Origin of the sequence: Martinezella rhizogenes (assembly GCF_027460065.1) — a bacterium.
Taxonomy (GTDB): Bacteria; Pseudomonadota; Alphaproteobacteria; order Rhizobiales; family Rhizobiaceae; genus Agrobacterium; species Agrobacterium rhizogenes_C.
This window is the reverse complement of sequence record NZ_JAPYZZ010000006.1, coordinates 15,364-41,334: the sequence shown is the minus strand read 5'-3', so window position 1 is coordinate 41,334 and position 25,971 is coordinate 15,364. Positions and strand designations below refer to the sequence as shown.

The following is a 25,971-nucleotide window of genomic DNA, read 5'->3' as shown; positions in this document are numbered from 1 at the left end:
ACAGTCGGTTAACGAACTAACGTTTGACGCAAAGCGGGAATCGGGTAACTGTCCCTCGACGGAAAATCACTGCCGATCACAAAAAAACCGTCGTGAGGCAAAATGAGAGCGAACTCGCAGCAGATCGAACCTGCAGAATCATCGGCGATGAAGATCAGCCGACAATCACAGTTGCTGTCTGCGCAGCTCCAGTCAATCCGCGAGCGGCTTTATGAACCTGAGGCCGCGAAGAGCCTCAAGACTTTCACCTCACGCGAAGTTGCGGCGCTGCTCGGTATTGCGGAATCGACGCTACGCCAGATGTCGCTCGATGGGGAGAGCGCTATTCCCGACCGGCAGGACAACGGCAGACGGATCTATACGCTCTCTCAGGTAAATCAGATACGCGAGCATCTCGCTCGAAAGCGCCCGAACGAAGGACTAGAGTTTTTTCCGCGCCGCCGAGACGGTGAGAAATTGCAGGTTATCGCGGTCGCAAACTTCAAGGGTGGCTCAGCCAAAACCACGACAACAGTCCATCTGGCGCATTACCTCGCAATCCAGGGCCTCCGTGTTCTTGCGATCGACCTCGATCCGCAAGCATCATTATCGGCAATGTTTGGATACCAGCCCGAGTTCGACGTTGACGAGAACGAGACCGTCTATGCTGCTATTCGATATGATGATCGACGGAGACCCGTCCGAGAAGTGATACGAAAGACCTATTTCGCAGGGATTGATTTGATCCCGGCGAACTTGGAACTGATGGAGTACGAGCACGAAACTCCGCAGGCTATCGCGGACGGATACGGCCGAGGAGATGAGATTTTCTTTCGCAGACTGTCGGCCGTCATCAGCGAAGTTGAAGCAGACTACGACATAGTTTTGATCGATGCCCCTCCTCAACTCGGTTACCTGACACTTGGCGCCCTTTGTGCTGCCACCGCGCTGCTTATTACTATTCATCCCGCGATGATTGACGTCGCGAGTATGAACCAGTTCCTCGCTATGATGAGCGATCTTATGAGCGTGATTGAAGATCGTGGTGGCACACTCAGTCACGACTTCATTCGGTATGTAATTACGCGGCATAATCCGAATGATGGCCCTCAGGTGAACGTAGTGACTTTGCTCCGATCCCTCTTCAAAGAAGATGTTCTAGCCCCGGCTGTCGTTGAGACGACAGCGATCGCGAGCGCGGGGCTCGAAAAGAAGAGTCTCTATGAATTATCGAGAGGAAGCGTTGGACGCGATACGCTTAGTCGCGCACTCGAGTCCGTGGACGCGGTCAACCGCGAAATCTTTCTTCACATTAAAGACGTGTGGGGTAGATGATGGTAAATCCCAAAGAACGAAATCAGCGGATGAAGAGCTTGTTCGCGAACGTCGATACTGAGGCGCTCGCGAAGCAAACGTCGCCCTCCCCTATCGACCAGGAAAAGCGTCGAGTCGGCTCCGCGGCCGTCAAGTCCATGGACCGAGCGTTCGTCTCAATCGAAGACGAGAATAGGCGTCTTCATGATCAGCTTCTTTCTGCTGAATCGATTATTGAACTCGACCCTGACCGTGTCGTGCCGTCGTTTGTCAATGATCGCTTGGATATCGAAGGCGACGAGAGCTTTCAAGCTTTCGTAGAAGGGATCAAAGAAGCTGGTCAGAAGCTTCCTATTCTTGTGCGTCCGTTGGCCGGGAAACCGGGCCACTTTCAGGCTGCCTATGGCCACCGGCGCCTCCGTGCCTGCCAGATACTCAAGCGACCCGTCAAGGCCATCGTCCGCAACTTGAGCGACGAGGAGCTTGTTGTCTCACAGGGCATCGAGAACTCCGAGCGACTCAATCTATCCTTCATCGAGCAAGCTCTGTTTGCCCTGACGCTAAGGGAGCGGAAATACTCGCGGGAAGTGATATCGGACGCATTAGGTCGCAAGGAAGGGCAACGCCTGGCCTATATCTCGATCCTCACAAACACCGCTGCGCTGATCCCCGAGGAGCTCATCCGGTTGATCGGGCCAGCCTCCTCGGTCGGTCGTCCAAAATGGGAAAAGCTGGGGGCTTTGATCAATAACCGGAGCCTAAGCACCAGACAGAAGGAAATCCTGGCTGATGTGACCGCATCTTCTGCATGGTCAGAGAGCGGAAGCGATCAGCGGTTTGCGCTGATCATAGATGCTTTCGATCAGTCTGCAAAACGCAAGCCAGACTTGGTCGAAGTCACTCTGGGCGGTGGCGCCATCATCGCAGCGAAGCGGACCGATAATTCGACTCGCATATCAATTCCTGACAATCGCCTTCCTGGGCTTTCGGACTGGTTGCTGCAACGGCTACCTAAGCTTTTCGAAGAGTTTCAACAAAGCAAGGAAAGGGTTCTGGAATGATTTAGTCACCAGAAACGGAAAAGGGCCCATCGACTGCAATCGATAGACCCTTGAACCATTGGCCAACGGAACATCTCTGCACCGTCAACATCAGCTGTACATTCTGATTCTAGGACGGACGAGGGCGTTAATCAAGTCTCTGTAACTACCAGGGACGGTTTTTTTGCGCCTAACGATCCGAAGGCTTCCTGAAAATCGAATGATTGGGACTGCGATCCTTTGATCCGCAGCAGGAAAGCTATGACTGAAGTGTCGTTAGTGGCGTCGTTTCGACGAGTCACTCCCGAAATCGCCGCAAGTGCACGTCTTGCGATGGCAAACGATGTTCCTGACACAACGAAGTCAGAGATGGCATTGCTTTTGAAGAAGGCGGCACCAGTCTTAGGCATCGACGGTACGACGTATCATGTGATGGATATTCTCCTCGGGCTCTCACGCTCTGATGACTGGAAGGGCTCTGGACGTCCTATTGTGGCGATATCAAATGCGAAGTTAGCCGAATATACGATGCGCTCGGAGCGCACGGTAATTCGATGCATTCGGCGCCTGGTCGAAGCTGGCATCGCGGCCTATCGAGATAGTTCAACGGGCCGGCGGTTTATCTATCGGAATGAAGCCGGTGATGTGAAGGCCGGTTTTGGAATTGACTTTACACCATCGCGTGTGAGGGTTGAAGAGCTGAAGCAGGCGGTCGATCAATATCAAAAGCGGTTGAACGCCGAACTTGAAGCGAAGCGGGATATCAGCAGGCTTTCACGAGCGATCGAAGACCTTTGCTCAGCCAACCCGTCAAAAGCAGACTGTGTAAAATCAGAGCTTGGTGTGATATTGGCTGTCGATGGCGGCGTGATGAAACGGGCTGAGCTAGTACGGGAACTCCACAGTAGGGCGTTGACGGCGCTCACACCTCAGTTTTTACCATTTAATTTGTCATGCGAGGGTGACATTGACGTCAGCCCTAATATTAATACAACCCGAGAATCTCCATCTGAAAGTAAAGAAGAGCGGACCCGCTCTAACGAGCGGGAACAATCAAACTCTAACGGCCGCTCAGCGGCCGAAAAGGCTTTTGAAAAAAAGCCTCGCGGAGCCACTGGAGTTAAGCAAGGCCAATCCGGCAATGTGGATCGAGAGGTAAGCACGATTCAGGCTGAAGTGTTGGGCTCGGTGTCACTTGGCCTTATTCAGGCCGCCTGCCCTGGCACGCAGTCAATGATCGCGCAGCAGTTCGATAGTTGGTCTACGCTCGGTCGATCAGGTGAGACGCTTCGCAGGATGATAGGTTTGTCGGAAGCCGGTTGGGCCGATGGACAAAAGAAGGTCGGGCTATATGCTGCAGCGGCGATTTTGGCGACAGTACTCGAAAAGGCGATCCGCGACCCTGAGCAAATCTCAAGACCTGGCGGATATTTCCGTGCGATGATCGACCGCGCTGTCGACGGTAGGCTGAACCTGGAGCGCAGCCTCTTCGGCCTTGCTGACAGCAGGTATGGAAGTTTCTGAGAGGAGTAACAGCTGTTACTTTTGCCGGCCGGGAGATCTTGCCGTTGAGCATCGACTCGAATGAAAATCTGAACGCTTCTTCCTACAACGACTTCGTTTCTGATGTTGGCCACATAGTGGTATATATCATCATATGGGCCGACGGGGTCGTCAGGAGACTTCGGGTGTAATGAGTAGGTGCGTTCCACGGTTCGGGGGAGCCGTCGAGACCTCCAGAGCGGAGCCTCCATCGTACATCTGATAGCCGGGCGGGTAGCAGTTGCCAAGGGAGGATGGCATTCGTAGAGCCACCTCAAATACGTTTGGAGCGATCTGAAAGCTATGGTCTTTATGCCCCGAAAAGTAACAGTTGTTACTTTTCGGGTATTTGCAGCCACTAAGCCAGTCGGAACTAGCTTAAGGTTCTACAGGAGGAGTTCCGTATGAACACCATGTCGGGGAAGTCACTGAAGCCCAGAGACCACTAAATGCTACTCTATTGCGTCGGAGGACGCGGTGGCAAGCGCCATCGTGCGTTCATGTCCCCCCGCCTTTCAAGCTGCTTTGCGTATAAAGAAGAGGGAGGTAATTGATCACGAACAAGCGGATTTTGAATAAGTTTCTCCTAATTCCTTGAGCAAAGCCATAGTCGTGCTTCTGACTTTGATCCCTAAGCATCAATCTGATGAGGTTCGGTGCCCCATTTGAAGTCAGTCGAATATTCGTGGAACTAAAATCGGATGAGAGCAAAACCGTCTGCACGTTGGAGCCGTGAGGCCTTCAAAGGTATTTAGCTTACCTGATCGTATAAGAAGATCTCAGTTAAAAAGCGCGTCCACTTTTTTCGCCGAACTGTGTGAGCAGGATCAGATCAGTGTGATCCTCGTCAGCAAGCTCTTGCCAGGAGCCAGAGCCCCAACGTAGTTCCCGACTTTCAAAGACTGGATCGTACTCGTAGATGCCGTAGCTCGGTTTTGTTTACCTCCACTCGCGGGCAAGCCGGGATCCAGGTTTTACAAGCGCCAGGCATTAAATGGCCACGTTCGGTAGTGTCGTCATTGTTGCAAGCGCTCCACTTAGTTCCTCAACAATATCTGATGAGGCAAAAAAGGAATCACTGATACGTTGATTCAATTTCTTGCTCGTCGGTTAGCGGAGAACCCGGGGTTAGCAAGCCACCTCGGCCAAAGGTCTTCCGGCAGCAGCTGCCCTCACCCCTAGGCAACAAGCCCAGCACCTTAGAACCCCGATGTCTTGATAAGATTTACCCGGAGCCGGACGCGTCGCCGCTGATATTTGCGGGTTATCTCGATGCTAGGTTGGTGGAGTTGCCTCTGGACATAACGGCTCGCCGACCTGAGCCGAAGAGGCGGCGCCGATGCGAAGCGATTGGCCGCAAATCCTTGGCGCGCCCGCTCTCGGAAAGATCGCCGCGGACTCCGGCTATCGTGACGAGCGGAAGCAGGAACCTATTGCAATCCGAGCGAACCTGATCCTGGCTTCGACGGCGACGACCGACCAGGGGGCGTCAGACCAACTGCGAGCGATTTCGACTTCGAGCCAGCCGGTTTCGCTGCGCACGACGGCGAGTAGGCCGAAGCTCTCGCTCCAATCGCGGCCTTCGCCGGTCTCGTCGCGACGGCAATCCAGCCCTATGACCCCTGGATGGCGCGGCGCACCGGCTAAGCCAGTCTGTTCTATGGCGCAATCACACCGGGTTCCCCTGTCGCGTCTCCAGCGTGGCGAACAGGTGGTCCGGCAGAATGGCTTCTCTTCGTCGGGGAGCGGCGGTACTGGTGGTGTAGATTCCGCCGATGGCGGTGCGAAAAATGCCGTCATGGTCGAGTTTTGGGCTGGGCTGCGCACGCGTCCTGCTGAGAGCGGGCAGCCGCCGCTCGATCTTCTTCAACGCGGAATCGGCCCTTGTGCTTCAGGCGCCGTGCTGGAGGCGGTGTCAGCGCCAACGGTGCTGGCAGCAATGTAAAAGCCGACGACTTGCATCTAGTGACGGGCCTCCCGAGAACCTAGCCTTGCTCGTTGGCGAACCCGTTAACATCGAGCGGATCGAGGCAAATTGGAATGACATCCTTCGTTGGGTCACGCCTATCCGCTCTTGCCAGATCAATTCTTGGATCTTCTTCGCTGTCACAGGTCATCAAGCACTTACCCCACTCGGCTGGCAGTATATCGGTCGCGCTGGAGACCACATCTGGGTTAGGGGGCTGCGCTGATCTCAGGCCGTTGCCGCAGGAAATTTCCATCATCGCGGCGTGATTATCCTATGTTCCCGAGAGACGGACGAACCCAAGACTTTCGTGTCGCAATGCCTATTTCAGATGAAACAGCCTTTTTTTCTCTTGGGCGCTCTTTCTGATAGTATCTCAATATGTCTAAGATCTCGGGAGTGCGAGAGATGAAGAACAATGAAGGACCTGATCTGCATAGCCATGCCCCAATACCGATCGAAAATACGCCAGCGCTTGGCGGGGCCTTGGATGACGATGCGATCGCCAACATCGCGCATCACATTGTCACAGAAGACCCGGTGGAAACGTCTAAAAACTTCACAAAATTTAAGCTGATTAACAAGTCAGTGAAACAAGGTTTTGAGCGTAGTGCGTACGGACAATTCCATCAACATATCAACCGGCTTGGTACTGCAAGCAAGGCCCTATATGATAACGCTGTGCCTGTGGAGGGATTCGCAGAGCATCCTGAATATGCTCCAGCTTTGCAAAGGGATTATGCAATGGCAGCAGAGCGAATTGAAGCGGTTGGCGGAACTTTCAAGTTGCAAACACGGCAGCGGAAATCGGCTCTTGTCGATCGCATCTTGAATATGAGCGAAGGTTTCGATCAAGCTTATGCCCTCGAGTCTATTGCTCCTTATGTTGGCGATCTAAGCAAGGAGGATCGCCATCGTGTTGTGGACAAAATTCTGCTGCACTTTGCGAAGCCGTTTCAAGAGGGGCTGCCAAGTGACGAAAATTTTTGTGGAACGTACGCGTTGTACAAGGCATATCCTCATATGGAAGACAGCCTAAAGGCAAAGATGCTTGATGTGGTGTTAGAAAATCCTCACCTAGCCGAGCTGCATTGGACGCAGAGAGAGCTGGTTGAAGGGTGGCATCAAGACCGCGAAGCGGAGAAGTCGGCTTGGCGTTCCAATCAAAAGCCTACTGTTGAGGGGCGACTTTCAGACCTGGAACGCTCAATCCAGAGTGATGTTGCGGTAACGACCGGAAGTGATTATTCCCGAATTCATTCCGCGAGGCCCGTGCAGCAAGCTATAAGCGATACTTATGAACTTGCGCGCCAGCAACTCGAAAACCGCCCTCGCGAAGGGCGGGGCCGATAGCCGTATCTGTCGGTCTTTCTGCCGAACCGCTATCAGATCTGCTCAAAAGGCCGCAGAATGCAGGTATCTCTTGCCGTCTTGAACTCATCAGAATTCGCAGAGGCAACCGGAAGGCGGCTTGAGCCTAAACACGCCCATTTAGCAATTTGGTAGGAGGCTCCAGAAGCCGGATTTGCGTCCATGGTCGTGCCGCAGGTTTGCGACATAGGCCTCATGCGATCCGATCGCGTCGAAGTCATCGACCTGTTTGGCCAACGACCGACATTCTGCCAGATGCCGGGCAGCATGCTTGTACCGGCCGGATCTTGCGTTTTCCAGTGTGAAGTCCACCATGGCCCGTAAGACGATCGTCGCGGCGAGCGGATGCTTCTCCGACAGCATCTCTGCCGCTGGCGCCATCAGTTCGTAATAGTCGCCGTCGAGTTCGATGCGGCGCTTTATAACGAGCTTTGCGGCTTCGGCCGGCGACGGCCAACGCAGGAAGAAATACAGAGCACGGTGAATATCCGGGAAGCCTTGCGCGTAGGCAAAGGCCTTCTCCTCAGCTTCCAGATCGTCGAAGTCCGGTAGACGTCTGACATAGGCCTGCAGGTGTTCGTCGTTCAACGACTGTTCGAAGCACTGCCACCGAAATGCCTGGGCCTCGTCTTCTCGTTCCAGGGCCTGCAAGGCTTCGATGCGCGCAAGCTGCCAGTCGAAGGGAACGTCGTTGCGCCCTTTGGTGTCGACCTTGTCGAGCGCCTTTAGGGCATCATCAGCTCGTCCTGCCGAAATCAGGCGGTTGGCAATCTCGGCCGCCACCATTGGAGCGGCACGGGTCTTTTCCGGCTGTAGGGCGATATATGCATTCACATCGCCCTGGGCATCGGCAATTTCCTGCAGCGCGTAGCTGATCGTGCGCTCCTTGTGGCGCCCGAAGACCTCGTCCTCATAAATCTCGCCCTGGCTGCTCCAACCGATGACCTTGCGGTCCTTCTTCGCAAGCTTTTCTTGCGGCTCCTTCGACCAAGTCACGAACAGTGCTTTCAAACTTTCCAGCCCTGCACCACCAAGCGCCGCCGCCATCACGGTAATCAGGCCATCGAACTGCCCATAGCCATTGTCCTGCATCGCCTTGAAGACCTTTTCGGCAAGCACGTCCTTATTGATAGCTGCCGCCTCGGCGAGAACACCTGCGTCGGAGCAAGCCTGCTGAAAGGTTTGGATAAGCGTGCCGTTGCCATCGTCGGATCGGGCAAAGATCGAATCCGCCAACGTCAGAAACTGCCAGATGAGCTCGAATGCTTCCGCGGGTTTGTCCTTGGCGACGGTCTCGACGATCATCTTACGCTGAGTTTCGAGATCGAGTTTGGTTTCCTTTACTTTTCGCCAATCGATAAATGTGCGAGCTCTGGCGATGCTGGAGAGCCGTTTGCGGACCTCGCGGGCGATCTCGGTGCTGGATTGGTTGCCAGCAAGCTCCAGGCGCAAGCGGCGCTTGTGTGCAGCACTGCCGGTGGAGATCTCGATGAGAAGCTCGGCTAGGCGTGCCGCACCGAGCGCTTCGAGGTTCTTTGCGTTGAGGGTCGCTTTCGTTGCCATCGGTGTCCTGGAGTTTTGCGATTGAGCCGAGGTGATGTCGCCTTGAACCATCTTTGTCGACGACAGGCAATCAGGGTACGACCTATGAGCGCTCGCGCTTGCACCAGGGATTGGCAGGGGAGGGCGATGCTAGAGCCCTGCCGCCTTGGTCAGATTGATGCGAAAGCGATCACGCCGGCGCTGGTACCTGCGCGTCATCTCAGCGGATGCGTGACCGAGCTGCTTTTGCACGTATCGCTCGTCGACCTCCGCCGAGGAGGCGAGGCCGGCGCGCAGCGAATGGCCGGAGAATTTGATGGCGCGCTCGATTTCGCTCAGATCGCCGCGAACGCCGGCCGCCATAGCGGTGCGCTTGACCAGCCGCGCCACCTCTTTGTCGTTCAATCGATCAGGACCGACAGTCTTTCCTCGGCCCGTGACGCGGCGGAAGAGGGGACCATGCGCGAGTTTGGCAAACTTGATCCACGTCTCGACAGCCGCGACCGGGCAAGTGGCGTCGGAGGAGCCGCGGCCGATTTCCACCTCGCGCCAACCGGTTTTGCCGCGCAGGGTGAGGAGCATTCCCTTTTCTAGGATTTCGATCCAGCCACGCCCGTCCTCGGTTTGGGCGGCCTTCAGGTCGAGGCCGACGATCTCGGACCGCCGCAGACCGCCGGCATAGCCGATCAGCAACATCGCCCGGTCGCGCAGGCCGCGTAGGCCGCCGCGGTCGAGGGTTTCGATCATCGCGACGATGTCGTCGGCCAGAACTGCTTCCTTCTGCACCGGCGGCTTTCCATGGCTGTTGCGAATGCCGGCCATCACTGTTGCGATGTGCCGGTCCTCGCGATCGAGGTGAAGTCCGCGCTGGGTATAGTTCCACGACAGCGATGAAAGCCTCCGCTCGATCGTCGAAACCGAATTGGCTTTTGTGCCACGCTCCGCAGCGCCGGAAGCACAGGCGGTGATGTAGAGGCCGATCGTCTGCGGATCCGGGGGGAGGGAAGGGAGGTTGGCGCGTCGGCACCACGCGGCAAAGTGTTTCCAGTCGGACGCATAGGCCTTGCGGGTGTTGGCGGAACTCGCCGCCTCGACGTAGCCCCTGGCACGATCGGCGAGGCGCTCGAGATGCGTGGCCGGGGCTCCTGTCGCCTTCGCGATGGGGGAGGGGAGAGCACCGGCCGGATTGCTGTCGTCCGTTGCATTGCCAGGAGAGGCCATTTCGTTGTCTGCCGGTCGTGCGTCCGAGGCACCGTTCATATCTCGATCTCCCACGGATTGATCACGAATGCGTCCGTATCCTCGAAATCTTTGACGTTGCGCGTGACCAGGATCAGGTCGTGAACGATCGCCGTCGCGGCAATTAGACCATCGATATCGCCGCGGGGGCGAATGGCGGCAAGGCGGCCCCATTCGACGGCGATCTGGTCGGTCACCGGCAGAATGCGGTCGCCATGATCGTGGCGCAGCTTGCGCAGCCATTCGCTGAGGTGAGCGGCGGCCTTCGGATCGGATTTGTGCTTCAGCGCGATGCCGCGCATGATCTCGCCGAGCGTCAGCGCGCTCAGATGGACACTGAGCGGGTCAACCGAGCGTAGCCAGGACACCGCCTGCGGCGTGCCGCGTCGCGCCTCCGAAATAACATTGGTGTCGACCAGATACATCAGAACGCCACGTCGCGGCTGGGAGTATTGGTGCGGGTTGCGACCGCATCGGCGAGTTCATCATCCCAGACCGGACCGCCGAGCAGATCGTCGACGAGTGTTGGCCGTCCGGCGCGCAGGGCGTCGTAGTCGCGGGCGGAGAGCACGATGGCGGTGCGTTCACCGCGCACTGTAATCTCCTGAGGTCCCTCATGTCGCGCCTTTTGCACCACTTTCGAAAACTGGTTCTTGGCGTCCTGTAGCTGCCATTCCATCGATCTGCTCCAACCTAGCTAGACTGTCTAGCCATTATATGGCACGGTCGGCCGGCAAATTGAAGGGCGGACCGCCAAAACGATCCGATTTTCCGGCGAATCCGGTTGATTCGGACGCGATGATACAACGTTGTGACGTCAGACAAAATAACGTCCGATAATGCAACATTATTGGACATAATCCTTTGCCGACGAGCCGTGCGGTTTGTGGCAATAGTTCTGGCAAAAACCGCACGCGTCGTGTAGCCTCTGCGGCATGGATTCGCCCGTGACCGTACTCTCGCCGATCGCCTCCTGGTCCTCCCACCTGCCGGGCTGGGCCTTGCCGCGCGGGCGCGACCTCAGCAACGTCAGCGAAGGCGACGCCGCCTTTGCTGCCGGCATTGCCCTGAAATCCTTGGACGATCTCGTGCGCTCGGAGCCGGCTTGGGCCGGCTGCTGGCGGTCCCGCCAGGCCTTGACATGCGCGGTGGAGGCGGTGCGACTGATCGGCCGCAACGAGACCGAACACGCGTTGCGTGACGCGCTTTTGCTGACCGCCCCTGGGGATGACCCTGGCCCGGCCGGACGCGTGTTTTTGGCCTACAAAAGGCTCACCAGCCGAAAACCCGGCTTCTCCTCAAAAAGCGTGGCCGAACTTGCCGACCTGCTCGGCCTTCCCTTGGACGATGGTTTGGCTGGCGCCGTCGACCATGCCGACGCGGCGCTGCAATCCGGCCGCGCCGCGCCGTTTGCCGCGGCGGAGCTGGTGACGGCGATTGTTGCCGCTCGCCCGGATGCCGAGCCGCTCGCCTGGGGGCTCGCCGACCTGCTGATCGCCGCGATGCTGCAATGGGAGAAACCCGTGCCGCTGCTGATGGCCGAACGGTATGGCCCGGCGTTTCGCACGCTCGGGGGCCGGGGCCGCGTGCGCCCCGGCGAGGCCGGTTTCCCGCGCGCTGTCTGCCTGGCCCTGGCCGGCGCCGCCGACGCGGCGCTGCGGTCGGCTGGCGAGATTGCCCGGCGGACGGATGTCCTTCTGGCGGTAGTGCCAAAAATCCGCACCAAGGGCGCCGGCGCCGTCATCCGGAAATTGCTCGACGAGGATGCCGTGCCGGCGTCGGCGCCCGGCAGTCCTCTCTCCCGCTGGGCCAGCACGCGACTGTTCGAACGGCTGGCGAGTTTGGGCGCCGTGCGCGAACTGTCCGGCCGACCGTCGTTCCGGATATTTGGATTGTGAGGCGGCCGGTATGAGCGCGACGCCGCAGCCACGCCGCAACGCCAAGAAGGCTCGCCAGGACGACGTCCTGTACGATCGGGAGCTGGAGGATCTGCCGCCGGAGCTGCGCTGGCGCGAATGGATGCTGCGGGTCGAGGCGGTGATTTTTGCCTCGGCGGAACCGGTTCCCCGTGAGATTTTGGCGCGAGTGGTCGGAAAAGACTGCAGTGTCGAGCTACTCATCCATGATTTGCGCGAGGAACTGCGCGACCGGCCCTATGAACTGGCGTCGGTCGCCGGCGGCTGGCAGCACCGAACGCGTTCGCGTTACGCCGACGCGATTAGGGCGTCGCAGGCGCAAACGCGGTCGTCCTCGCCCTCGCTGTCCGAGCACGAAGCTGCGGTGCTGGCGGCGATCGCCTATCTGCAGCCGGTGACCCGTGGCGAGCTGTCAAATCTGTTCGGCAGGGAAGTGAGCCGCGACACCATTGCCAGCCTGCGTGACGCCGGCTTCCTCGGCTCCGGGCCGCGTAGCCCGACACCCGGCGCACCCTACGCCTATGTGACGACGAAGCATTTCCTCTCGGCGTTCGGCCTGGAAACCCTGCGCGAGCTGCCCGATCTCGAGCGGCTCGAGGATGCCGGGCTGCTCAGCCGGCAGGCGTTCGCAGAGGGCGCGACGGCTGACACTGAAAGCCAAGAATTGGAGGACTGAGGCGTGCGCCGTAGGAAGGGAAGGCTTTCCCGTCTCAAGGAGGTCTGGCTCTCATACATCAGCGTTCCAGCCTCACCCGTAGACGTCGAGCCCGTTCGCGAAACGCTTCTTCTCCACCTTCGAGGATATTGCAAACGGTTTTGCGGATATCGGCGTTTTCAAGGCCGCCAGCCTTGTATGTAATCGGAGGCAGGCCGCCGATCTGATGCGGTCCGACCGCCGCAACAATGATTTGGTCCGCGTCGGTGTTGATCACGAGGTTCGCATTGTGGGTGACCATGATGACCTGCCGCTTCGCCTTGGCGGTGATGAACAAGGAAACGAGCTCCTCGAAGACGGACTTGGGGTCGAGGTTCTCCTCTGGCTGGTCGATAATCAGCGGGCGGTCGTCCGCATCGTCCAACGCCAAATAAAGAAGGAGAAGGACGATCCCGCGCGTGCCGGGTGAGAGCTTGCGGATGTCGATGCCGTCATAAACGATCTCGTAGCGCACCGAGATATGGTCGGTTGCAAAGAGCCAGTGGGCGAACTCTTTCAGCCAAGCACGAAATTCCGCCTGCTGGGTTTGGGGGATGGGAGCGTGCCCGATCATCGCCCACATATAGGTGGCGATGAAACTCGCCATAGCGGCTTGCACGTCAGCCGCCGATCCGGTTTCCCATGCAGGCTTGAGTGCTGTGGTGGCCAATTGGATCAACGATCCCCGCCCATTGAAGGGACCGGCTTTTCGTCGGTCGAGAAGCTTCTCCTCGGCGACGGTTCCCCAAGCTTCGACATCGACAATACGGCGTACCGAAAAGCCGAGCTTTTGTAGGGTTCCCGATGACGCTGCCAGTCGGGTCATGAGGGGAGCGTAGAGATTGGCAAGCGCCGTCTGTTCATTGATGATGGCTTCGAAGACCCTGCCATAGGCAGCGTCTCTTTCGGTCTGCAGCTCTTTCTTGCGCGCTGCCGCGCCTTGGGCGTCCAGGAGCCGGGTCTGTAAGCTTTGGAGCGCAGTGTTCTCTTGAGCGATGCGCACAGAAAGCGCGGAGTATTGATCCCGGATTAGCTTGTCGGCGCTGACCAACGCTTCGAGGCGCGTCATTTCGGCCTGAAGAACGGTGAGTGTCAGCGTCGAAAGATCGACGCCATCGGCGATGACCGGAACGTTTGGAAGTGGGGGCGGGACCGGAACACCCGTGAGTGCGGCGATCTGTTGATCAGCCCATGTCACGTAGCCTGCGAGGCTCGTGTCGACATCGCCTTTGTAGACCAGCAGGAATTCATCCCACTGCTGGTCGCTCATGTGACCCTGTTGATGGCGCTCCTTGGCTTGCCGTAATAGTTCCGGCGCTTTGGTGGCGCGGGTGCTTTTCACCTCGTCTTGTAGGGCGAGGTACGTCCGTCGTTGGTTTCCGAAACCCTGGAGCTTGCCGCGCAACACCTGAACGGCCTGACTAAGCTGGGTGTGGCGCTGCGCCTGCGCTTCCGTGCCTTTGACGACCAGTTTGGCAAGATCTTCGTTGTAGCTTGTGATCAGGCCGGTCTTCTGTGTGACCTGGGCGGCGAGCGTCGCGACAGAACTCTCCTTTTCAAGCTCCGTGGCGATACGATCGGAAATGTCCGCAATGGCATCGGCTTCGCGCGCGCGGGCTTGCTGGAAGCGGCTGGTGCTGTGATTGCGCAGTTCGGCAAAGTCGATGGCGCCGTCCCGCTGGTCGTTGGAGTGGGACTCAAAAATGACCCGTTCGATCTCGGCGATAAGTCCGTCTGAGAAGCCGCCGGAGGAGCAGAGTTCTTCGACAAACTGCTGTGACAGATAGCGGGCGCGAGGGAAGGATAAATGCCCGTTGGCGTCCCGGCCATCAAGTGCGCGGGTGACCGTGGCGCCTCCGCCCCAGGTCAGCGTCGCGGTGGCCTCGCCGACCAGCTTGCGGGCGCGGACGAGGAAGGAGGGACTGATATTCTCGCTGGCGTTCCATCCTGTCGGGGTAATGGCATCGCATCCGGCGGCGATCATATCCGCGAGCGCTGTTTTGCCCGAGCCGCGCGCGCCGATGATGGCGACCAGGCCGGGGTTCAAAGGGATCTCCGGGGTCGTGGCCCAGTCAGCGTCCGCGATCGAAATATGTGAGATCACTTGCGAGGGCATCGCCGTTCGCGGCGGTTCCGTCCCGACATAGGCACGGCCCTCAGGGTCGATGCATGCTTGACGAAGGGCATCGAATTCAAGCCCACCCTTGATCCACGAGAAGCGCTCTTCCACAGGCTGGCCCACGCTTTTCTGGTCGTGCGCGTCGCTGCCATGAAGGCATGGCTTGCAGCCATCATAGTTCTCGCGCAGCTGTTCGACGCTTACGCCTTTCTTGCCGAACCAGAATGCGCGCTGGGCGGGGCTGCTCGAAAAGATAATGTGCGCGAACCGCTCGATCTCCTGACGCATCGTCGCATCGGCGGCCTGTCGTAGACCGGATGTGCCGTCGCCGGCCGCCCCGGCGACCGCAACGAGTATGTTGGCTTTCGCCCAGTCGCTCTCGCGCAGCACGCGGCGCAATTGGTCGAAATTGACCTTGTATTGCGTCGCGCCATGGCGAAGAGCCGCACCATCATCCATGATCGAAGGGTCGGCGCGCTTGCCAAGCGCGATCAGATCATTGCGCGTACAGTTGTAGGTGTCGCCATGCGCCTGAAACTGCAATCGTTGCAGGATTCGATGCAATTCGCCAAGGTGATTGGGGTCCTCCGGACTGACCAGAAGATGAAGGTTCACGAAGCCTGTCTTGGCAGCGATGTCGAGCCGCAATTCGACATTGGGAAAGACGAGCTGCACATGGGGCAGCCCCCCGGCCTGCTTCCGGCGCAAAAACTCTTCATAGGTATCGGTCACATAGTAGTCGGTGACGGCGATAGCCTCGATTGCAGGAGTGCAGCTTTCCAGCGATGCAAGATATGCAAGCCACGGGTCGCCGCCTCCGAACTGGTTGTTCAGGATAGTCCCGGGCGCGTGGATGTGTGGCTCCCATCGCCGCCATTGCGAACCTCTGCCGATCATCATTGCCTCTTCGCTTGTTACCCGGCAGAAATAGCTGCTCTATAGTCTGGCGGACTTCGCATGTTGTGATGGGATCGAGATTTAGCAGCCGCAGGTTGCTTGAAAGTGAAATTTCATAGGGTCTTGTTCAGATCAGTCCAAATTCTCGAACATCTCATGAGCCAAGCGCGATCGTCGGGGGAGTGAGGCCGTAAGCTCGTCGGTGTCGAGAGCATATTTTTTAAGACGGAAAGTGCCGGCGACCTCGCGCATCTCGAAAAAGCGCACTGGCCTGCCTCTGTTCGACAGCACTTGGACGATGGTGAACTTGACAGTCGATTTGCAGCGAATCCCGAAAATGACCTCTTCGAGCTCAAGAGGAGAATCCCGAACGCCGCGTTTCCCGATCAGACGCCATTCGCGTTCGTAACCCCAGCTTGCGGCCTTACGAAGGAGGACGGCGTCGTCGACCCGGCGGCGGGCTTCGTTGTCGTTGTCCATTGCGGCCACTTCGCTGGCCAGAACCTCCCGGCTGCCGCCATAGGTGATTTTATGCAGGCTGGGTTGTGCCTCCGGTGGAACGGAGTAGGCGGCGCAAATGCCGTTGTGCTGATCGCCATAGTGGCTCCACATCAAGGGGCATGTTGCACGCGAGCCGAAGGAGACGATCCCGCGATCGTAACGCCGCAGGAGTTCCTCCTCGAGATACTGGCGCAGAAGCCAGCGAAGCGGGTCATCTACATCGTAGCTTGGATCGGTCGCATGATAGCGGATCTCATCAAGGAGCCGGCCGGCTTCCTTCTGGCTGTGCCGTGCTATGTGGTCGATGGTTTTCGGACCGCGATATTTCAGCGATTTTGCGGCGGCCTGCATCTCGGCGAGAGCACGTTGTTCGCGCAGACGGCTGAGAACCATTTCCAATCGATCATTCGCAAGATCGGCGTCGAGGCTTGGGCGACAATCGAGGGGATCGTTGAAGTCGCTGGGATCCGAGTAGTAAAGCTCATCGGCGACCAGCATGTCGAGAAGGCGAGGGCTGAACGCTCGATACTTGTACAGAAGTTTTGGCGGCTTGGCTGCCTCAGCCATATTTCCCTCACGAACGCTATGATTACTCTCTCGGCAGGGCGTACCGGAGCACGCGCAACTCTTCCTCATCTTCGAGGGAAACTTCCAGCACCCGATTGACGAGATCTTCGTCGTTATCGAGTTCAGCCAGTGCCTGCTCGAACAGCTCGATCTGCATATCGAGGTCCATGCCAGGCGGGCCGTTGAGACAGATCAGCCCGGCATGGATAGCGACGTCGGCATATTGCCCCTTCGTTCCGGGCTTGTCCTTCGGACCGCGGAAATCGACCGAGTTCTTCGTAACAAAGGTCCAATCGCCGTCAAGAATGATCGGTTTGAGTTCCCAATCTTTCAGGCCGCCCAGTTTCATCCAGACGACATGGCTGGTTTCGCCATAACCTTGTTCCAACCCCATCTTAGCCAGTTCAGGGCTTAGGCACTCATCGATCAGAAACTTCATCCCGCCTTCCTGCGACGGGGAACGCGGCGATCTGCGATAATGACCGAACCTTCGGGAAGGTCGCCGACGCCGCGCGGCCTGCCACGCAAGGGGTTGGCTTCAGCAAAGATTGACGCAAGCCTGATCTTCTCTTCATCAAGGCTAGGCCACGTTTCAAGGATGCGCTCCGTCGAATGGCCCGCAGCTACTGATGCGGCAACATCATAAACCGGAACGCGGGTGTCGCGGATGACAGGCGTCCCGCCAAGGATATCAGGCGAGGACGTGACGGCCTCTCGCGCTGCGGCGAGGTCGTCCAGCCGTTCGCTCGCACCTCTCATAAAGGGCATAAGATCGATCGTCAGAAACTCGTGCTGCACGGTCCAATCCTCGCTCAACAGGGCGGGCCATGCGAGCGTGCGCGCTCTTGCCAGTCGTGCCTCTGCGATCCGGATGGCAAACAGTCGTTCTTCCGAGGTGAGGCGGCGGGCGCTCTCGAAATAAAATGCGATCAGCGAGCAGGCCGCCGCCAGAACATGCCGACCGTTGTCGAGCGACACGAAGGTTTCCGGCAAAATGTGCTCGTCGATGACGCGATTAACGTCGCGTAGGCTCACGCGCGAGACAACGGCAGCCTCGCTCGCCTTCAGCATTTCCGCCACTGCGGGCATGTGCGCCTCCATCTTAATTATTCCGATGGGCCGGAATATATAATTTGTCGGTGGCGATATCAAGGCCTTGGGACTTGCATGCGGTGAATTGACAAGACAGGCTCGGTCAACTTCGTCGGAGTTGATAAAAACCCGCCGCTCAATTGTCACCAAGCACATGCTTCAGGCACAATCCCCTGATGCTTGTGAGCCTGACATCGCATACCTCCATCCCATGACCTGGTTTCGGCGAGGAACTCCTGGAGGCTTTCGATGCCTCGCCTGGTGAAGCCGGTGGTGCCGTCCTCTGTGCCGTTATGGACGTGGACCATTTCGCCGTAGTCGATGTTATCGGAGTTGGCAGCGATTTCCTGGAGGAGCTCCAGGTTCTCGCCGATCATGGTGGCGACGTCTTCGATCGTATAAATGTGCGTCGGGCGCCCCATCAAACAGCCTTTTGCAGAGCGGTATTTAGAGAGGGTGAAAGGGTGTAGTTGATGCCGAATTCGGTCAGAGACCGCAAGATTTCGCCTACCTTGTTCGCCTGATGGGCAACGACCTGATCGGGGAACTGGAGAAAGGCCAACTTCCTCGACCTCAAAGGCGTATGCGCATCTTTGCCCTCGGATTTCTCGGCTCTCAGCCAACGTCGAGCGATTAGCTGAAGTGTCTCGGCAGCTATAGGATGTATTGGGTCCATGATTTCGTTGGTTCGCGGGTCGTGAACCACAAGATCGTGGACCTCGCCCAGCTTCTCGGCGACTACTTCGACGTAGTGCCGGAAAAGCTTTCCATCATCTGCGCGGGCAGCTCGAATGACTGCTTCGCGTTCCTTGTCTTCTAAGCCCGTCTGCACGATGAAACGCATCGCAGCGACCCTGTGCGCCAAATTTTCACTGGCGAGCATTGCCGTTGCTGTCGCTCGAATAAAGTCTTTGGAATAGAGGCGCCGGCGCCTCAACGTATCAAAGGCAGCGCGTACTACCAAACCCTCCACATTGGGGTCGGCCAGAAGACCGAGAGCCGTATCGATGATCTCAGCGTCGGACTGGAACGGGCCGATAACGTAGTTCAGAAGTTCCGCCTTCAGGAACGCCTTATTAGCCCTCAGGAAGAGGGCTTCCGCCACATGTCTAGCAATGTCGTTGTACTTCGCGCCTGCTTTGAGGTTGGATGCCAACCAGGAAATCTGGTCGGCATCCGTCGAGCCGGACATCAACTTGAGTACCGAAGACGCTCGTCTATTGTCGTCGAACACCGATGAAAGCCTGCGATCCAGAGCGAAGATCGAGTTTGAGGCTGCTGCTCCATCGAGGATTGTAGTCTTGTCCCAAGTTACGTTAATCCCGAAGCAACCATCGAGCATCGCTTCGGTGAAGTCGAAACCGCGGATGTCGGAATCGGTGAAATCCACGCCTCTGAGGTCGGAGCAGCGGAAATTGTGGCGATGATCTAGACCAAGGGCTTTCACGGCGTCGGAGAAACTCTTTCCCAACGTGCGTTCCACCGCTTCCATGGCCGTGTCGACGTCCAAGTCGTCCAGCTCATCTTCAGGCCTCATCGTCAACTTCCGATCTGGAAATAATGAGTTCTCCACGGAATATGCCGGAGCTAGTCCTGTCATGTAGAGATTTCGCAAGGAGCACTGCCAGCAACTTGTCTTGGCTGACACCCCAAATTGGAGGGGACAATGCGTCGAGCTTCAGATGCTTTTGCTTGACGCCTAAGGACGTGACACAACGCCGTCTGTTACTTCCCACTATCGGACTAAGTCCGCATAGAGGCTGGAAATCAATATAGACCCCGTCCAGTGGCGCCTGTTTTTCCGAAACCTTCCATTTGTCGCGTCCTACGGCTTTGACGGGAAAATGCCGAACCTTGTGAGGAGGCACTTCCCCGTCTGCCGGCACGACGGGTTGGCCGCGTTTGGATTGCGGGACGATATCAAGGCCCTCAAGCTCAAGGGTTATTGTGGCCTCGAGCACCTCGACTGAAACGGTGTGCTTTTCACCTTCGACCTCAGTGGGATGAATACGGAGCTCGGTCAGCAGCTCGTAGCTATGGGAGCCCGCGTCCACGAGCGAAGTCTTGACCTCGGACAGGCCCGGGAAAGGATTGGTGTCAGTGGCTCTCAGCGTCATGTGATTTCCCTAGGACCTAACTATCACCTTTATCCGAACGGACTCGACCTGTTTTTCGACGTCCAGCAGCGCCGTCGGGTTTGATATCCGGTGCGCTGGATCGAACACGAAGAAGATCACTGTCTTGACGTCGCCGCGCGCCTGATAGCGGGCGATGTCGATGATTAGCTCCTCGCCGACCTTCTTGGGCGTTAGCGAGTCTCGCATCATCTTCGTTTCGATGACAATGCCTTCGGATTTCAGAAAGAAGTCGATGCGCGAGTTTCCACCCGCATAGCTTGGCACCGCGTCCTCAGCGCGGACATCGTCGAAATGCAGTCGAAGGAGGCCATGCATGAGGTCCTGGATGTCGTACTCGTCGTTGACGACGAGAGTTTCTCGACCGCCGTGTCTGTGGAGCAACTGCCGCGCGACCAAAGGGAAACGGTCGCAGATTTTCTCGACTGTCCGTTGGGCGTTGGTCTCGGTCGGCGGACGATTTAACCCATACCGTACGACGTCGGCTTGGAAAGAATCAAGGAATTCGACTGCTTGCCTAAGTCCCTTTCGGTAGGCTTCGTGGTGTTTATGTTTCGTCGTGTTACTACCGAAAACCATCAAGCGATATGGGATATCGTTCCAGGACTTCATCTGCGCCGAACTCTCCCCAAAAGTCCTGGAGACCACTACAGCGCATTCCCGCTTCCATCGCAGAAACTTGGGATCGGCGGGGTCCAGTTGTTCGAGCGAGCCGACACTCACTATAAGCTCCGCGAACAACTGTTTAATTTCGTCCTGAGTCACTTCTCCGATACCTACTCTTCGTGTCGACAGAAATTGCGGCGGTGGCTTTAGCCCGTAATGTCATGGACGCCGGACTAGCCTCTTGAACGAGCAAACGGCTGTCCCGCGGCCCGCAGGTGCCCCGAACAGTGTTGAGATCAAAGCGGCGAGCAAAAATGTCAGTCAACATGGCGGTAGTTCAGCCATAAGCCGTAGAAAACAGCAAGCGGTAGTGAAAACGCGTCAACAACTTACGGGAAATCGAGTGTGTGTAGAGACCGCGGCCCCACTACGGGTCTGCGCTGTGTTAGGCTATCACGTAGAAGCCACCATCCACGAACCAGGCATCAGCGGCCATCGCCTGATACTTGTTGAGTTGCCAGCTGTTGGGTCGTGTCGCGTATGCTGAGTGCTAGTGAAACCGTCGACGCGGTGGCGAGCGCCTACCGGAGCTCGCAAATATGATCCGAACCGGTGTGATCAGGACCATCAGCGCATCTGTGGAAAACGAAGAGGGACGGCCGACAGTCGTCAGCGAGGATTTGGTTGAGCGCCGACTGTGGGAAGGGTCAAAACTGACACCGGCATTTCTTCGTCGGTACCTGCAACACGACCAGGTATCGTCGGTGCTCTTTGATGCAATGTTCGAATATGAGCAGACATTCGCGCTCAAGGAGTGGTGCCTGTCGTTCGTCAGCTATGCACTCAATGTCGAGGTGGCAGCTATACCCGACGAAACGGCCGACTTGTTGATGGCCCTCCTTTTTACCGTCCGGAAGATTGTCGAGAGCGGAGCGCAAGGCAAGCAGCGCATGGCGAAGGCCTACCACGATGCGCGTTCACTGATGGCGACGATGGATCGTCATCGCGGTTCGGCTCGCCCGCCTGTCGAGGCATGCCTGGAGCACTTCAACTTGCATAAGAACGCCGATAACGCAGCGGCGGCTGGTTGGATGCTGGCTGCGATCCAGGAGCGGGTGAGCGAGCGTAATCTTTACGGATGGCGTAGACTCGGAGAGATCGCCGATGCAGCGGTGCGCGAACTGCTGCCATCTGAGCAGGCGTCGCTACACTAAGCTGTCGCCACGCTACGACAGTTCGTGGACGAAACAAGATCTGTGCCCCCGGACACGCTAACGTCGAACAAAGCATGAAAGTGGAATAATATGCTCCAGTGACGACCAAATTTCGCTCGAACGCAGGACACTAGAATGCGAGCGAATTTATGGTCGACGAATCTCGAAGTAAGTTTTGCCGCCTCGCTGAAATCCGGCGCCTTCATAGAACCTGAGAGTAGACTCCCGCTGAGAGCCCGTCGCCAGCAGAACCTTATAACAGTTCGCCTCCCATGTTTTCTTACACGCGGAATGTAAAACGGCTCTTCCTAATCCCATTTGACGATGGTCGGCATCCGTTACTACATTTTCGATCACTCCGTGGGACCGTGCGCCCCGAGAGAGGTTCGGCACAATCGCAAGTGTGCGGGACGAAACAAGCTTGCCTTCCATTTCGTCCACGAACACCGTTGTCAGGCCGCATGAAAGCAATGCCGACCACGTTGCTTCGGCTGAGGGAAGATCGAGAACAGGATCGCCGGGGTTGAGCTGACGATCGAGGGCCAGAACACCCAGCAAATCGGTGGGCCTCGCGGCACGGATTTCGTGTTCGACCATACGGTCACCGCTAACACGGAGTTTCGGCAAGGTCTACGCACTATCTCTGCGGGACGATTGTTGATGGTGACGAAGGCCGCAGAGTGCCGCGGCCGACTTTCGAAGGCACTCGCACGCCATGTTGTTGTAGCCGACAACGACAGTAACATCACGCGGTGCGAAGGGTCCGACCGGGAATCTGAAATAACCGAATTCCGGCCGGATTACCAAGCGCGTTGCGTTGAATTTTGCGATTCGCCTTGTTCGCATCCGTGATAAGCTTCGCACGCCTCTCGTTTCGTACCGGTGCTGTGGAAAAAATGCCGCGATTGCGCATTATGTGTCTGAATTGCGTCAACGCGGGATCGCTGAGCGATCGTCGTTAAGTTTTTTCGGCTATTCCAGTGGCGCGCCGCTTCAGTTGGAGTTACGGATGACCTCGGTTTTCAGGGGGACTATGCGATGGCAAGGCTTGTAACGTCGGATCAATTCGTGGCCGGCATCGTTGCGATGCTTGCGTTGAAAAATCGGACGCATTTTTGGCTTACCGACACGGAACTCGACGGCCGGTTCGAAAAGGCCTTCGGCGATCTTGTCGAAGCCGAGGATCGCTACAATATACGCCCGAATTTCTCGTTCTACGTCGACCCATATCACGGTGATTCCGTCTGCCTGCGAGAGACACTGACGGCAGCTAAGGAAAAGGAACTGGTTTCCTTCAACAATCCGACTTTCCGCACCTTTGATGTGAAGCTTTCACCGGATCGGGCACAGCGTTACATCGAGCGCAATCCCGTCCCGCGCGAGCTGTTGGAACAGCTGGTCGAGGCCCATTTTTCCGCCTGAGGCCGCATCGATGGCGCAACCTCTGTCGCTGGAGGAGTTCCGTATCTTCGCCGAGGCGTTCGCGGCAGACCACCTTACGGCCTATACAGATGTCCTGATCAAGAAAGGACACAATCCTGGCCGCAAGGAAATTAACGACGCACTCTGGGGGACGATCAGCCTGAGCGGTGCCGAAGTCGCGGTCCTCGACAGTCCGTTGCTTCAGCGCCTGCGGCTAATCCGGCAGCTCGGCGTCGTGCATTGGGTTTATCCAGGCGCGATCCACACCCGGTTCGAACATACGCTTGGTGTCGTTCGCCAAGTGGAATATCTGACCGCCGCCATCGACAGCCTCGGCGCTCAGCAGGGCCTTCGCGATCTCATTCCTCAAAGCAAGGTCAATCTACTGAGACTGGCCGCCCTCCTTCACGACGTCGGACACGCTGCATTTTCGCATGTCTCGGAGCACGCAATCGATCTCCTCGACGCTCTCTCCTCTATCCCCGTGGAGTTCGGCACTGTCCACCGCGCCGAACAGCGTTCACTTTCGGAAATTTTCGCCTATTTTGTCGTTCAGTCACCGGCAATGAGCCGGCTGATGGGCGTCCTTCTCGACCACGACAGCGACTATATCAAGCTCAACAATCAGCGTGCCGCCAACGTCAAAGAAGTCATCGACAAGGTCTCCCGAGCCATCGTCGGTCGCAGTATCGATGACCGCCTTCCACTACTTCACGAGGTCATCTCGGGACCGTTCGACGCCGACAAGCTCGACTACTTCGTGCGGGATGCCCGAAACGCAGGTACGCCCTCGCTTCTTGACATTTCGCGGCTCGTCCAGAAGATCGCGCTACGTGAACTGCCCGCCACCGATCTGCCGGGCAACACAGGCCGGGACATCAAGGCCCAGGATCGACATGTCCTTGTCGGCATCAAATGGTCCGGCATCTCCGTGCTCGATGAGCTGCATCTGTCGCGCGTGCTGCTCTATGCAAAGATCTACCGCCACCCGAAGGTGGTGGCGATCGAGCAGATGGTGCGGACGGCTCTCGTGATGCTCGCCGCAGCGACTGATGTCCGTGCCGTCCTCAATCTGGTCTACCGTCACAACGATGACGAACTACTCTCGATGACTGCGCCGGTGCTCGCGGTGGCGCTCAGCGTGGATCTGGCGACAGCGGCTCCAGCCGTGGTGGAGCGCATCAACAAGGCAAGCGCGATCTTGCTTGACCTGCGCACGCGCCGCCTGACGGCGAAAGTGTTCCAGCTCCAGCGCACCTATCCCGGCGGGAATCAAAACCAGGATGAGGACCAGAAGCACGGCTTGATCGAATTTCGCGAGGTCATCGAGCAACCGCAGGAGCGCGAAGTATTTCGCATCCGGTTGATCGCCGAGGTCGAGAAAATCCTCGATGCGCTCGGCGAGCCCAAGCGCTCGCGGGTCGATCTGGAAGGATCGATAATGCTGCACCCGATCGGTAAGACCCCTGGAGGCACACAGATCGGACGCGCCTATCTGATCACCAAGACGGGCAGCCCGATCGAATTCAAGGACTATCTGGTTAACCGCACTGCCTGGGCCGACAGCTATCTGTCGGACCAACCAGCTGGATATGCTTTTGCCGATCCCGATATTGCCGACGCGGTTTTCGTCGCGATCGAGAAGCTCTTGCGCATCGACCACGGGATCATACTACCGGAATCGGCGCTCGAGATGAGCAAGAGGGATCCGGACTATATCGGCGATCTAAAGGCAAGGCTCAAGGATCGCGGCTACTATGAGACCGCGCCGTTCGACATCCGACCGGAGCCATCGAGGCTCGCCCATGCCGATATCGCCAGGGCCATCGCCGAGTTCAAACCGAAATATGACGCGTTTCAGGCACCCGTCGAGCAAGACCATCCGTCGCACAAGCAGGAAGCAAAAGCTGCGACGAAACGTTGGCTTCGCCAATTCGATTCAGATGATCATCTGGAATGTGCGGTCCGCGTCCTGAGCGCGCTGCGTATGATCAACAGGGCCGACACGGTGGATGCGGTCAGAAAGTTCATCCAGGCCAATCCAAGTTTCCAAGGCAGCGTAGTGATCCCGTTCGGCAGCGCGCGCGACAGCGGGGCAGTTCACGGCTATTTTGCAGCCGATCTTAAGGGCAAGCTCATCTCCGAATGCCTAAACCTGGATGACGCTTTCCAGCAGCGTGGCGGCCGGCCCATCATTTTCCTCGACGACTTCGTCGGATCAGGTGGGCAGACGAAAGATATTCTCGCCGCCGGTTTCGGGCGCGATGACCTACGGGCAAGTCTCGGAGAAGATCGAAATCTCTTCAGCATTGACATTCAGAATTTTCTGAAAGACTCGCGGATCGGCTTCGTCTTCACGGCTGCCTGGGATGATGGCGTTGCAGAGGTTGGATCGATCACCGAAAAGCTCGGCCTTTCTGCGACGGTCTATCGCAACATCTCAGAACAGGAGATCCCGTTCCTGTCACAGGCGCTCGAGGGCCTGCCGGAAAGACAGGTAGAAGCGTTTATGATCAAGAGTGCGCAGATCGGCGCAGAGCTGCTTCAGGCGGAGAGCAAGCGAAAGACTGACGAGTCTGAGGAGCAATATCGGGCACGGCTTGCCGGCAGAGCGCTCGGATATGGCAACCGTGCTATGCTGCTGGCGTCTCCCTTCAATGTGCCGACGCAAACCTTTACGCCTCTATGGGCGTGGGGGAAGACGAACGGCGTTGAGTGGACGCCGCTTCTTCCGCGCCGAAAAAAGCGTTGATCCCCCAGGCGTAGCATTCCTCATTCGTTGTGAAAGCAGAGGTCCCGCTTGGGCGGACGTCCT

23 protein-coding genes are annotated in these 25,971 nt (G+C 57.6%); 9 read left to right on the top strand and 14 right to left on the bottom strand.

Features of this window, described 5'->3' with window-relative positions; genetic code table 11:
* The first annotated feature begins 102 nt into the window (after positions 1-102).
* The 3 genes from repA to repC all read left to right on the top strand — a co-directional run bounded on the left by repA (position 103) and on the right by repC (position 3,857).
* Entirely contained in the window at positions 103-1,314 is a 1,212-nt protein-coding gene (gene repA / locus O8B93_RS11220; protein WP_269709997.1) for a plasmid partitioning protein RepA, read from the top strand.
* A complete protein-coding gene (repB, locus tag O8B93_RS11215) occupies positions 1,311-2,354 on the top strand; it encodes a plasmid partitioning protein RepB (RefSeq protein ID WP_405049056.1) in 1,044 nt (347 codons plus the stop codon). The genes repA and repB overlap by 4 nt, the downstream gene beginning before the upstream one ends.
* A gap of 240 nt (positions 2,355-2,594) precedes the next feature.
* Entirely contained in the window at positions 2,595-3,857 is a 1,263-nt protein-coding gene (gene repC / locus O8B93_RS11210; protein WP_269709993.1) for a plasmid replication protein RepC, read from the top strand.
* Positions 3,858-5,544: 1,687 nt separating this feature from the next.
* Here the strand turns inward: repC and O8B93_RS11205 are convergent.
* Complete coding sequence (locus tag O8B93_RS11205; RefSeq protein ID WP_269709991.1) at positions 5,545-5,745, bottom strand: hypothetical protein; 201 nt, start codon at positions 5,743-5,745, stop codon at positions 5,545-5,547.
* 504 nt (positions 5,746-6,249) lie between these two features.
* Between O8B93_RS11205 and O8B93_RS11200 the strand changes: the two genes are divergently transcribed.
* Positions 6,250-7,194: a hypothetical protein gene (locus O8B93_RS11200; RefSeq protein WP_269709990.1), complete on the top strand. Its 945-nt coding sequence runs from the start codon at positions 6,250-6,252 to the stop codon at positions 7,192-7,194.
* 138 nt (positions 7,195-7,332) lie between these two features.
* Here O8B93_RS11200 and O8B93_RS11195 read toward each other — a convergent pair whose 3' ends face one another.
* From O8B93_RS11195 to O8B93_RS11180, 4 genes are all read right to left on the bottom strand, one after another.
* A complete protein-coding gene (locus O8B93_RS11195) occupies positions 7,333-8,775 on the bottom strand; it encodes a DUF6880 family protein (RefSeq protein ID WP_269709988.1) in 1,443 nt (480 codons plus the stop codon).
* A 129-nt stretch (positions 8,776-8,904) separates the two neighbouring features.
* Positions 8,905-9,975, bottom strand: a complete 1,071-nt coding sequence (locus O8B93_RS11190; RefSeq protein ID WP_269710299.1) for a tyrosine-type recombinase/integrase — start codon at positions 9,973-9,975, stop codon at positions 8,905-8,907.
* Positions 9,976-10,010: 35 nt separating this feature from the next.
* Positions 10,011-10,418 (bottom strand): type II toxin-antitoxin system VapC family toxin, encoded by a 408-nt coding sequence (locus O8B93_RS11185; RefSeq protein ID WP_269709986.1) that lies wholly within the window; start codon positions 10,416-10,418, stop codon positions 10,011-10,013.
* On the bottom strand, positions 10,418-10,672 hold the full coding sequence (locus O8B93_RS11180; protein ID WP_269709984.1) for a type II toxin-antitoxin system Phd/YefM family antitoxin: 255 nt from the start codon (positions 10,670-10,672) through the stop codon (positions 10,418-10,420). Before O8B93_RS11180 ends, O8B93_RS11185 begins: the two co-directional genes overlap by 1 nt.
* 256 nt (positions 10,673-10,928) lie before the next feature.
* Between O8B93_RS11180 and O8B93_RS11175 the strand changes: the two genes are divergently transcribed.
* Both O8B93_RS11175 and scpB read left to right on the top strand, forming a co-directional pair.
* Positions 10,929-11,891, top strand: coding sequence for a DUF1403 family protein (locus O8B93_RS11175; protein WP_269709982.1), 963 nt, complete (start codon positions 10,929-10,931; stop codon positions 11,889-11,891).
* Between the two features lie 10 nt (positions 11,892-11,901).
* Positions 11,902-12,585, top strand: coding sequence for an SMC-Scp complex subunit ScpB (gene scpB / locus O8B93_RS11170; protein ID WP_269709980.1), 684 nt, complete (start codon positions 11,902-11,904; stop codon positions 12,583-12,585).
* A 58-nt stretch (positions 12,586-12,643) separates the two neighbouring features.
* Here the strand turns inward: scpB and O8B93_RS11165 are convergent, their stop codons facing one another.
* The 8 genes from O8B93_RS11165 to O8B93_RS11130 all read right to left on the bottom strand — a co-directional run bounded on the left by O8B93_RS11165 (position 12,644) and on the right by O8B93_RS11130 (position 20,679).
* On the bottom strand, positions 12,644-15,619 hold the full coding sequence (locus O8B93_RS11165) for a TrlF family AAA-like ATPase (protein WP_269709976.1): 2,976 nt from the start codon (positions 15,617-15,619) through the stop codon (positions 12,644-12,646).
* Positions 15,620-15,751: 132 nt separating this feature from the next.
* Positions 15,752-16,687: a DUF2971 domain-containing protein gene (locus tag O8B93_RS11160; RefSeq protein ID WP_269709974.1), complete on the bottom strand. Its 936-nt coding sequence runs from the start codon at positions 16,685-16,687 to the stop codon at positions 15,752-15,754.
* Between the two features lie 22 nt (positions 16,688-16,709).
* Positions 16,710-17,126 (bottom strand): DUF5615 family PIN-like protein, encoded by a 417-nt coding sequence (locus tag O8B93_RS11155; RefSeq protein ID WP_269709972.1) that lies wholly within the window; start codon positions 17,124-17,126, stop codon positions 16,710-16,712.
* Positions 17,123-17,788: a DUF433 domain-containing protein gene (locus tag O8B93_RS11150; protein WP_269709970.1), complete on the bottom strand. Its 666-nt coding sequence runs from the start codon at positions 17,786-17,788 to the stop codon at positions 17,123-17,125. The genes O8B93_RS11155 and O8B93_RS11150 overlap by 4 nt, the downstream gene beginning before the upstream one ends.
* Before the next feature lie 134 nt (positions 17,789-17,922).
* A complete protein-coding gene (locus O8B93_RS11145) occupies positions 17,923-18,201 on the bottom strand; it encodes a hypothetical protein (protein WP_269709968.1) in 279 nt (92 codons plus the stop codon).
* The gene (locus O8B93_RS11140) at positions 18,201-19,316 is read right to left on the bottom strand and encodes a hypothetical protein (RefSeq protein ID WP_269709966.1); all 1,116 of its coding nucleotides are present in this window, start codon (positions 19,314-19,316) and stop codon (positions 18,201-18,203) included. Before O8B93_RS11140 ends, O8B93_RS11145 begins: the two co-directional genes overlap by 1 nt.
* Complete coding sequence (locus O8B93_RS11135) at positions 19,306-19,896, bottom strand: hypothetical protein (protein WP_269709964.1); 591 nt, start codon at positions 19,894-19,896, stop codon at positions 19,306-19,308. The genes O8B93_RS11140 and O8B93_RS11135 overlap by 11 nt, the downstream gene beginning before the upstream one ends.
* 9 nt (positions 19,897-19,905) lie before the next feature.
* Positions 19,906-20,679, bottom strand: coding sequence for a PD-(D/E)XK nuclease domain-containing protein (locus O8B93_RS11130; RefSeq protein ID WP_269709962.1), 774 nt, complete (start codon positions 20,677-20,679; stop codon positions 19,906-19,908).
* 440 nt (positions 20,680-21,119) lie between these two features.
* Between O8B93_RS11130 and O8B93_RS11125 the strand changes: the two genes are divergently transcribed.
* On the top strand, positions 21,120-21,734 hold the full coding sequence (locus O8B93_RS11125) for a hypothetical protein (RefSeq protein WP_269709960.1): 615 nt from the start codon (positions 21,120-21,122) through the stop codon (positions 21,732-21,734).
* A 147-nt stretch (positions 21,735-21,881) separates the two neighbouring features.
* Here the strand turns inward: O8B93_RS11125 and O8B93_RS11120 are convergent, their stop codons facing one another.
* Complete coding sequence (locus tag O8B93_RS11120) at positions 21,882-22,331, bottom strand: GNAT family N-acetyltransferase (RefSeq protein ID WP_269709958.1); 450 nt, start codon at positions 22,329-22,331, stop codon at positions 21,882-21,884.
* A gap of 441 nt (positions 22,332-22,772) precedes the next feature.
* Here O8B93_RS11120 and O8B93_RS11115 point away from each other — a divergent pair, with 441 nt between their 5' ends.
* Positions 22,773-23,156, top strand: a complete 384-nt coding sequence (locus O8B93_RS11115; protein WP_269709956.1) for a hypothetical protein — start codon at positions 22,773-22,775, stop codon at positions 23,154-23,156.
* 10 nt (positions 23,157-23,166) lie between these two features.
* Positions 23,167-25,908 carry a phosphoribosyltransferase-like protein gene (locus O8B93_RS11110; protein ID WP_269709954.1) on the top strand — a complete coding sequence of 914 codons (2,742 nt, stop codon included), beginning with the start codon at positions 23,167-23,169 and terminating at the stop codon, positions 25,906-25,908.
* Positions 25,909-25,971 lie beyond the last annotated feature (63 nt).

What these genes read in the sequence shown, in the direction of transcription:
- O8B93_RS11180 (WP_269709984.1), bottom strand. Translation starts at nt 10,672, where the DNA reads ATGGAATGGCAGCTACAGGACGCCAAGAACCAGTTTTCGAAAGTGGTG.
- O8B93_RS11175 (WP_269709982.1), top strand. Translation starts at nt 10,929, where the DNA reads ATGGATTCGCCCGTGACCGTACTCTCGCCGATCGCCTCCTGGTCCTCC.
- O8B93_RS11125 (WP_269709960.1), top strand. Translation starts at nt 21,120, where the DNA reads ATGATCCGAACCGGTGTGATCAGGACCATCAGCGCATCTGTGGAAAAC.
- O8B93_RS11185 (WP_269709986.1), bottom strand. Translation starts at nt 10,418, where the DNA reads ATGTATCTGGTCGACACCAATGTTATTTCGGAGGCGCGACGCGGCACG.
- repA (WP_269709997.1), top strand. Translation starts at nt 103, where the DNA reads ATGAGAGCGAACTCGCAGCAGATCGAACCTGCAGAATCATCGGCGATG.
- O8B93_RS11135 (WP_269709964.1), bottom strand. Translation starts at nt 19,896, where the DNA reads ATGACGCTGAGAGCCACTGACACCAATCCTTTCCCGGGCCTGTCCGAG.
- O8B93_RS11165 (WP_269709976.1), bottom strand. Translation starts at nt 15,619, where the DNA reads ATGATCGGCAGAGGTTCGCAATGGCGGCGATGGGAGCCACACATCCAC.
- scpB (WP_269709980.1), top strand. Translation starts at nt 11,902, where the DNA reads ATGAGCGCGACGCCGCAGCCACGCCGCAACGCCAAGAAGGCTCGCCAG.
- repB (WP_405049056.1), top strand. Translation starts at nt 1,311, where the DNA reads ATGATGGTAAATCCCAAAGAACGAAATCAGCGGATGAAGAGCTTGTTC.
- O8B93_RS11145 (WP_269709968.1), bottom strand. Translation starts at nt 18,201, where the DNA reads ATGGGGCGCCCGACGCACATTTATACGATCGAAGACGTCGCCACCATG.
- repC (WP_269709993.1), top strand. Translation starts at nt 2,595, where the DNA reads ATGACTGAAGTGTCGTTAGTGGCGTCGTTTCGACGAGTCACTCCCGAA.
- O8B93_RS11115 (WP_269709956.1), top strand. Translation starts at nt 22,773, where the DNA reads ATGGCAAGGCTTGTAACGTCGGATCAATTCGTGGCCGGCATCGTTGCG.
- O8B93_RS11200 (WP_269709990.1), top strand. Translation starts at nt 6,250, where the DNA reads ATGAAGAACAATGAAGGACCTGATCTGCATAGCCATGCCCCAATACCG.
- O8B93_RS11160 (WP_269709974.1), bottom strand. Translation starts at nt 16,687, where the DNA reads ATGGCTGAGGCAGCCAAGCCGCCAAAACTTCTGTACAAGTATCGAGCG.
- O8B93_RS11150 (WP_269709970.1), bottom strand. Translation starts at nt 17,788, where the DNA reads ATGGAGGCGCACATGCCCGCAGTGGCGGAAATGCTGAAGGCGAGCGAG.
- O8B93_RS11120 (WP_269709958.1), bottom strand. Translation starts at nt 22,331, where the DNA reads ATGGTCGAACACGAAATCCGTGCCGCGAGGCCCACCGATTTGCTGGGT.
- O8B93_RS11195 (WP_269709988.1), bottom strand. Translation starts at nt 8,775, where the DNA reads ATGGCAACGAAAGCGACCCTCAACGCAAAGAACCTCGAAGCGCTCGGT.
- O8B93_RS11110 (WP_269709954.1), top strand. Translation starts at nt 23,167, where the DNA reads ATGGCGCAACCTCTGTCGCTGGAGGAGTTCCGTATCTTCGCCGAGGCG.
- O8B93_RS11190 (WP_269710299.1), bottom strand. Translation starts at nt 9,975, where the DNA reads ATGGCCTCTCCTGGCAATGCAACGGACGACAGCAATCCGGCCGGTGCT.
- O8B93_RS11155 (WP_269709972.1), bottom strand. Translation starts at nt 17,126, where the DNA reads ATGAAGTTTCTGATCGATGAGTGCCTAAGCCCTGAACTGGCTAAGATG.
- O8B93_RS11140 (WP_269709966.1), bottom strand. Translation starts at nt 19,316, where the DNA reads ATGAGGCCTGAAGATGAGCTGGACGACTTGGACGTCGACACGGCCATG.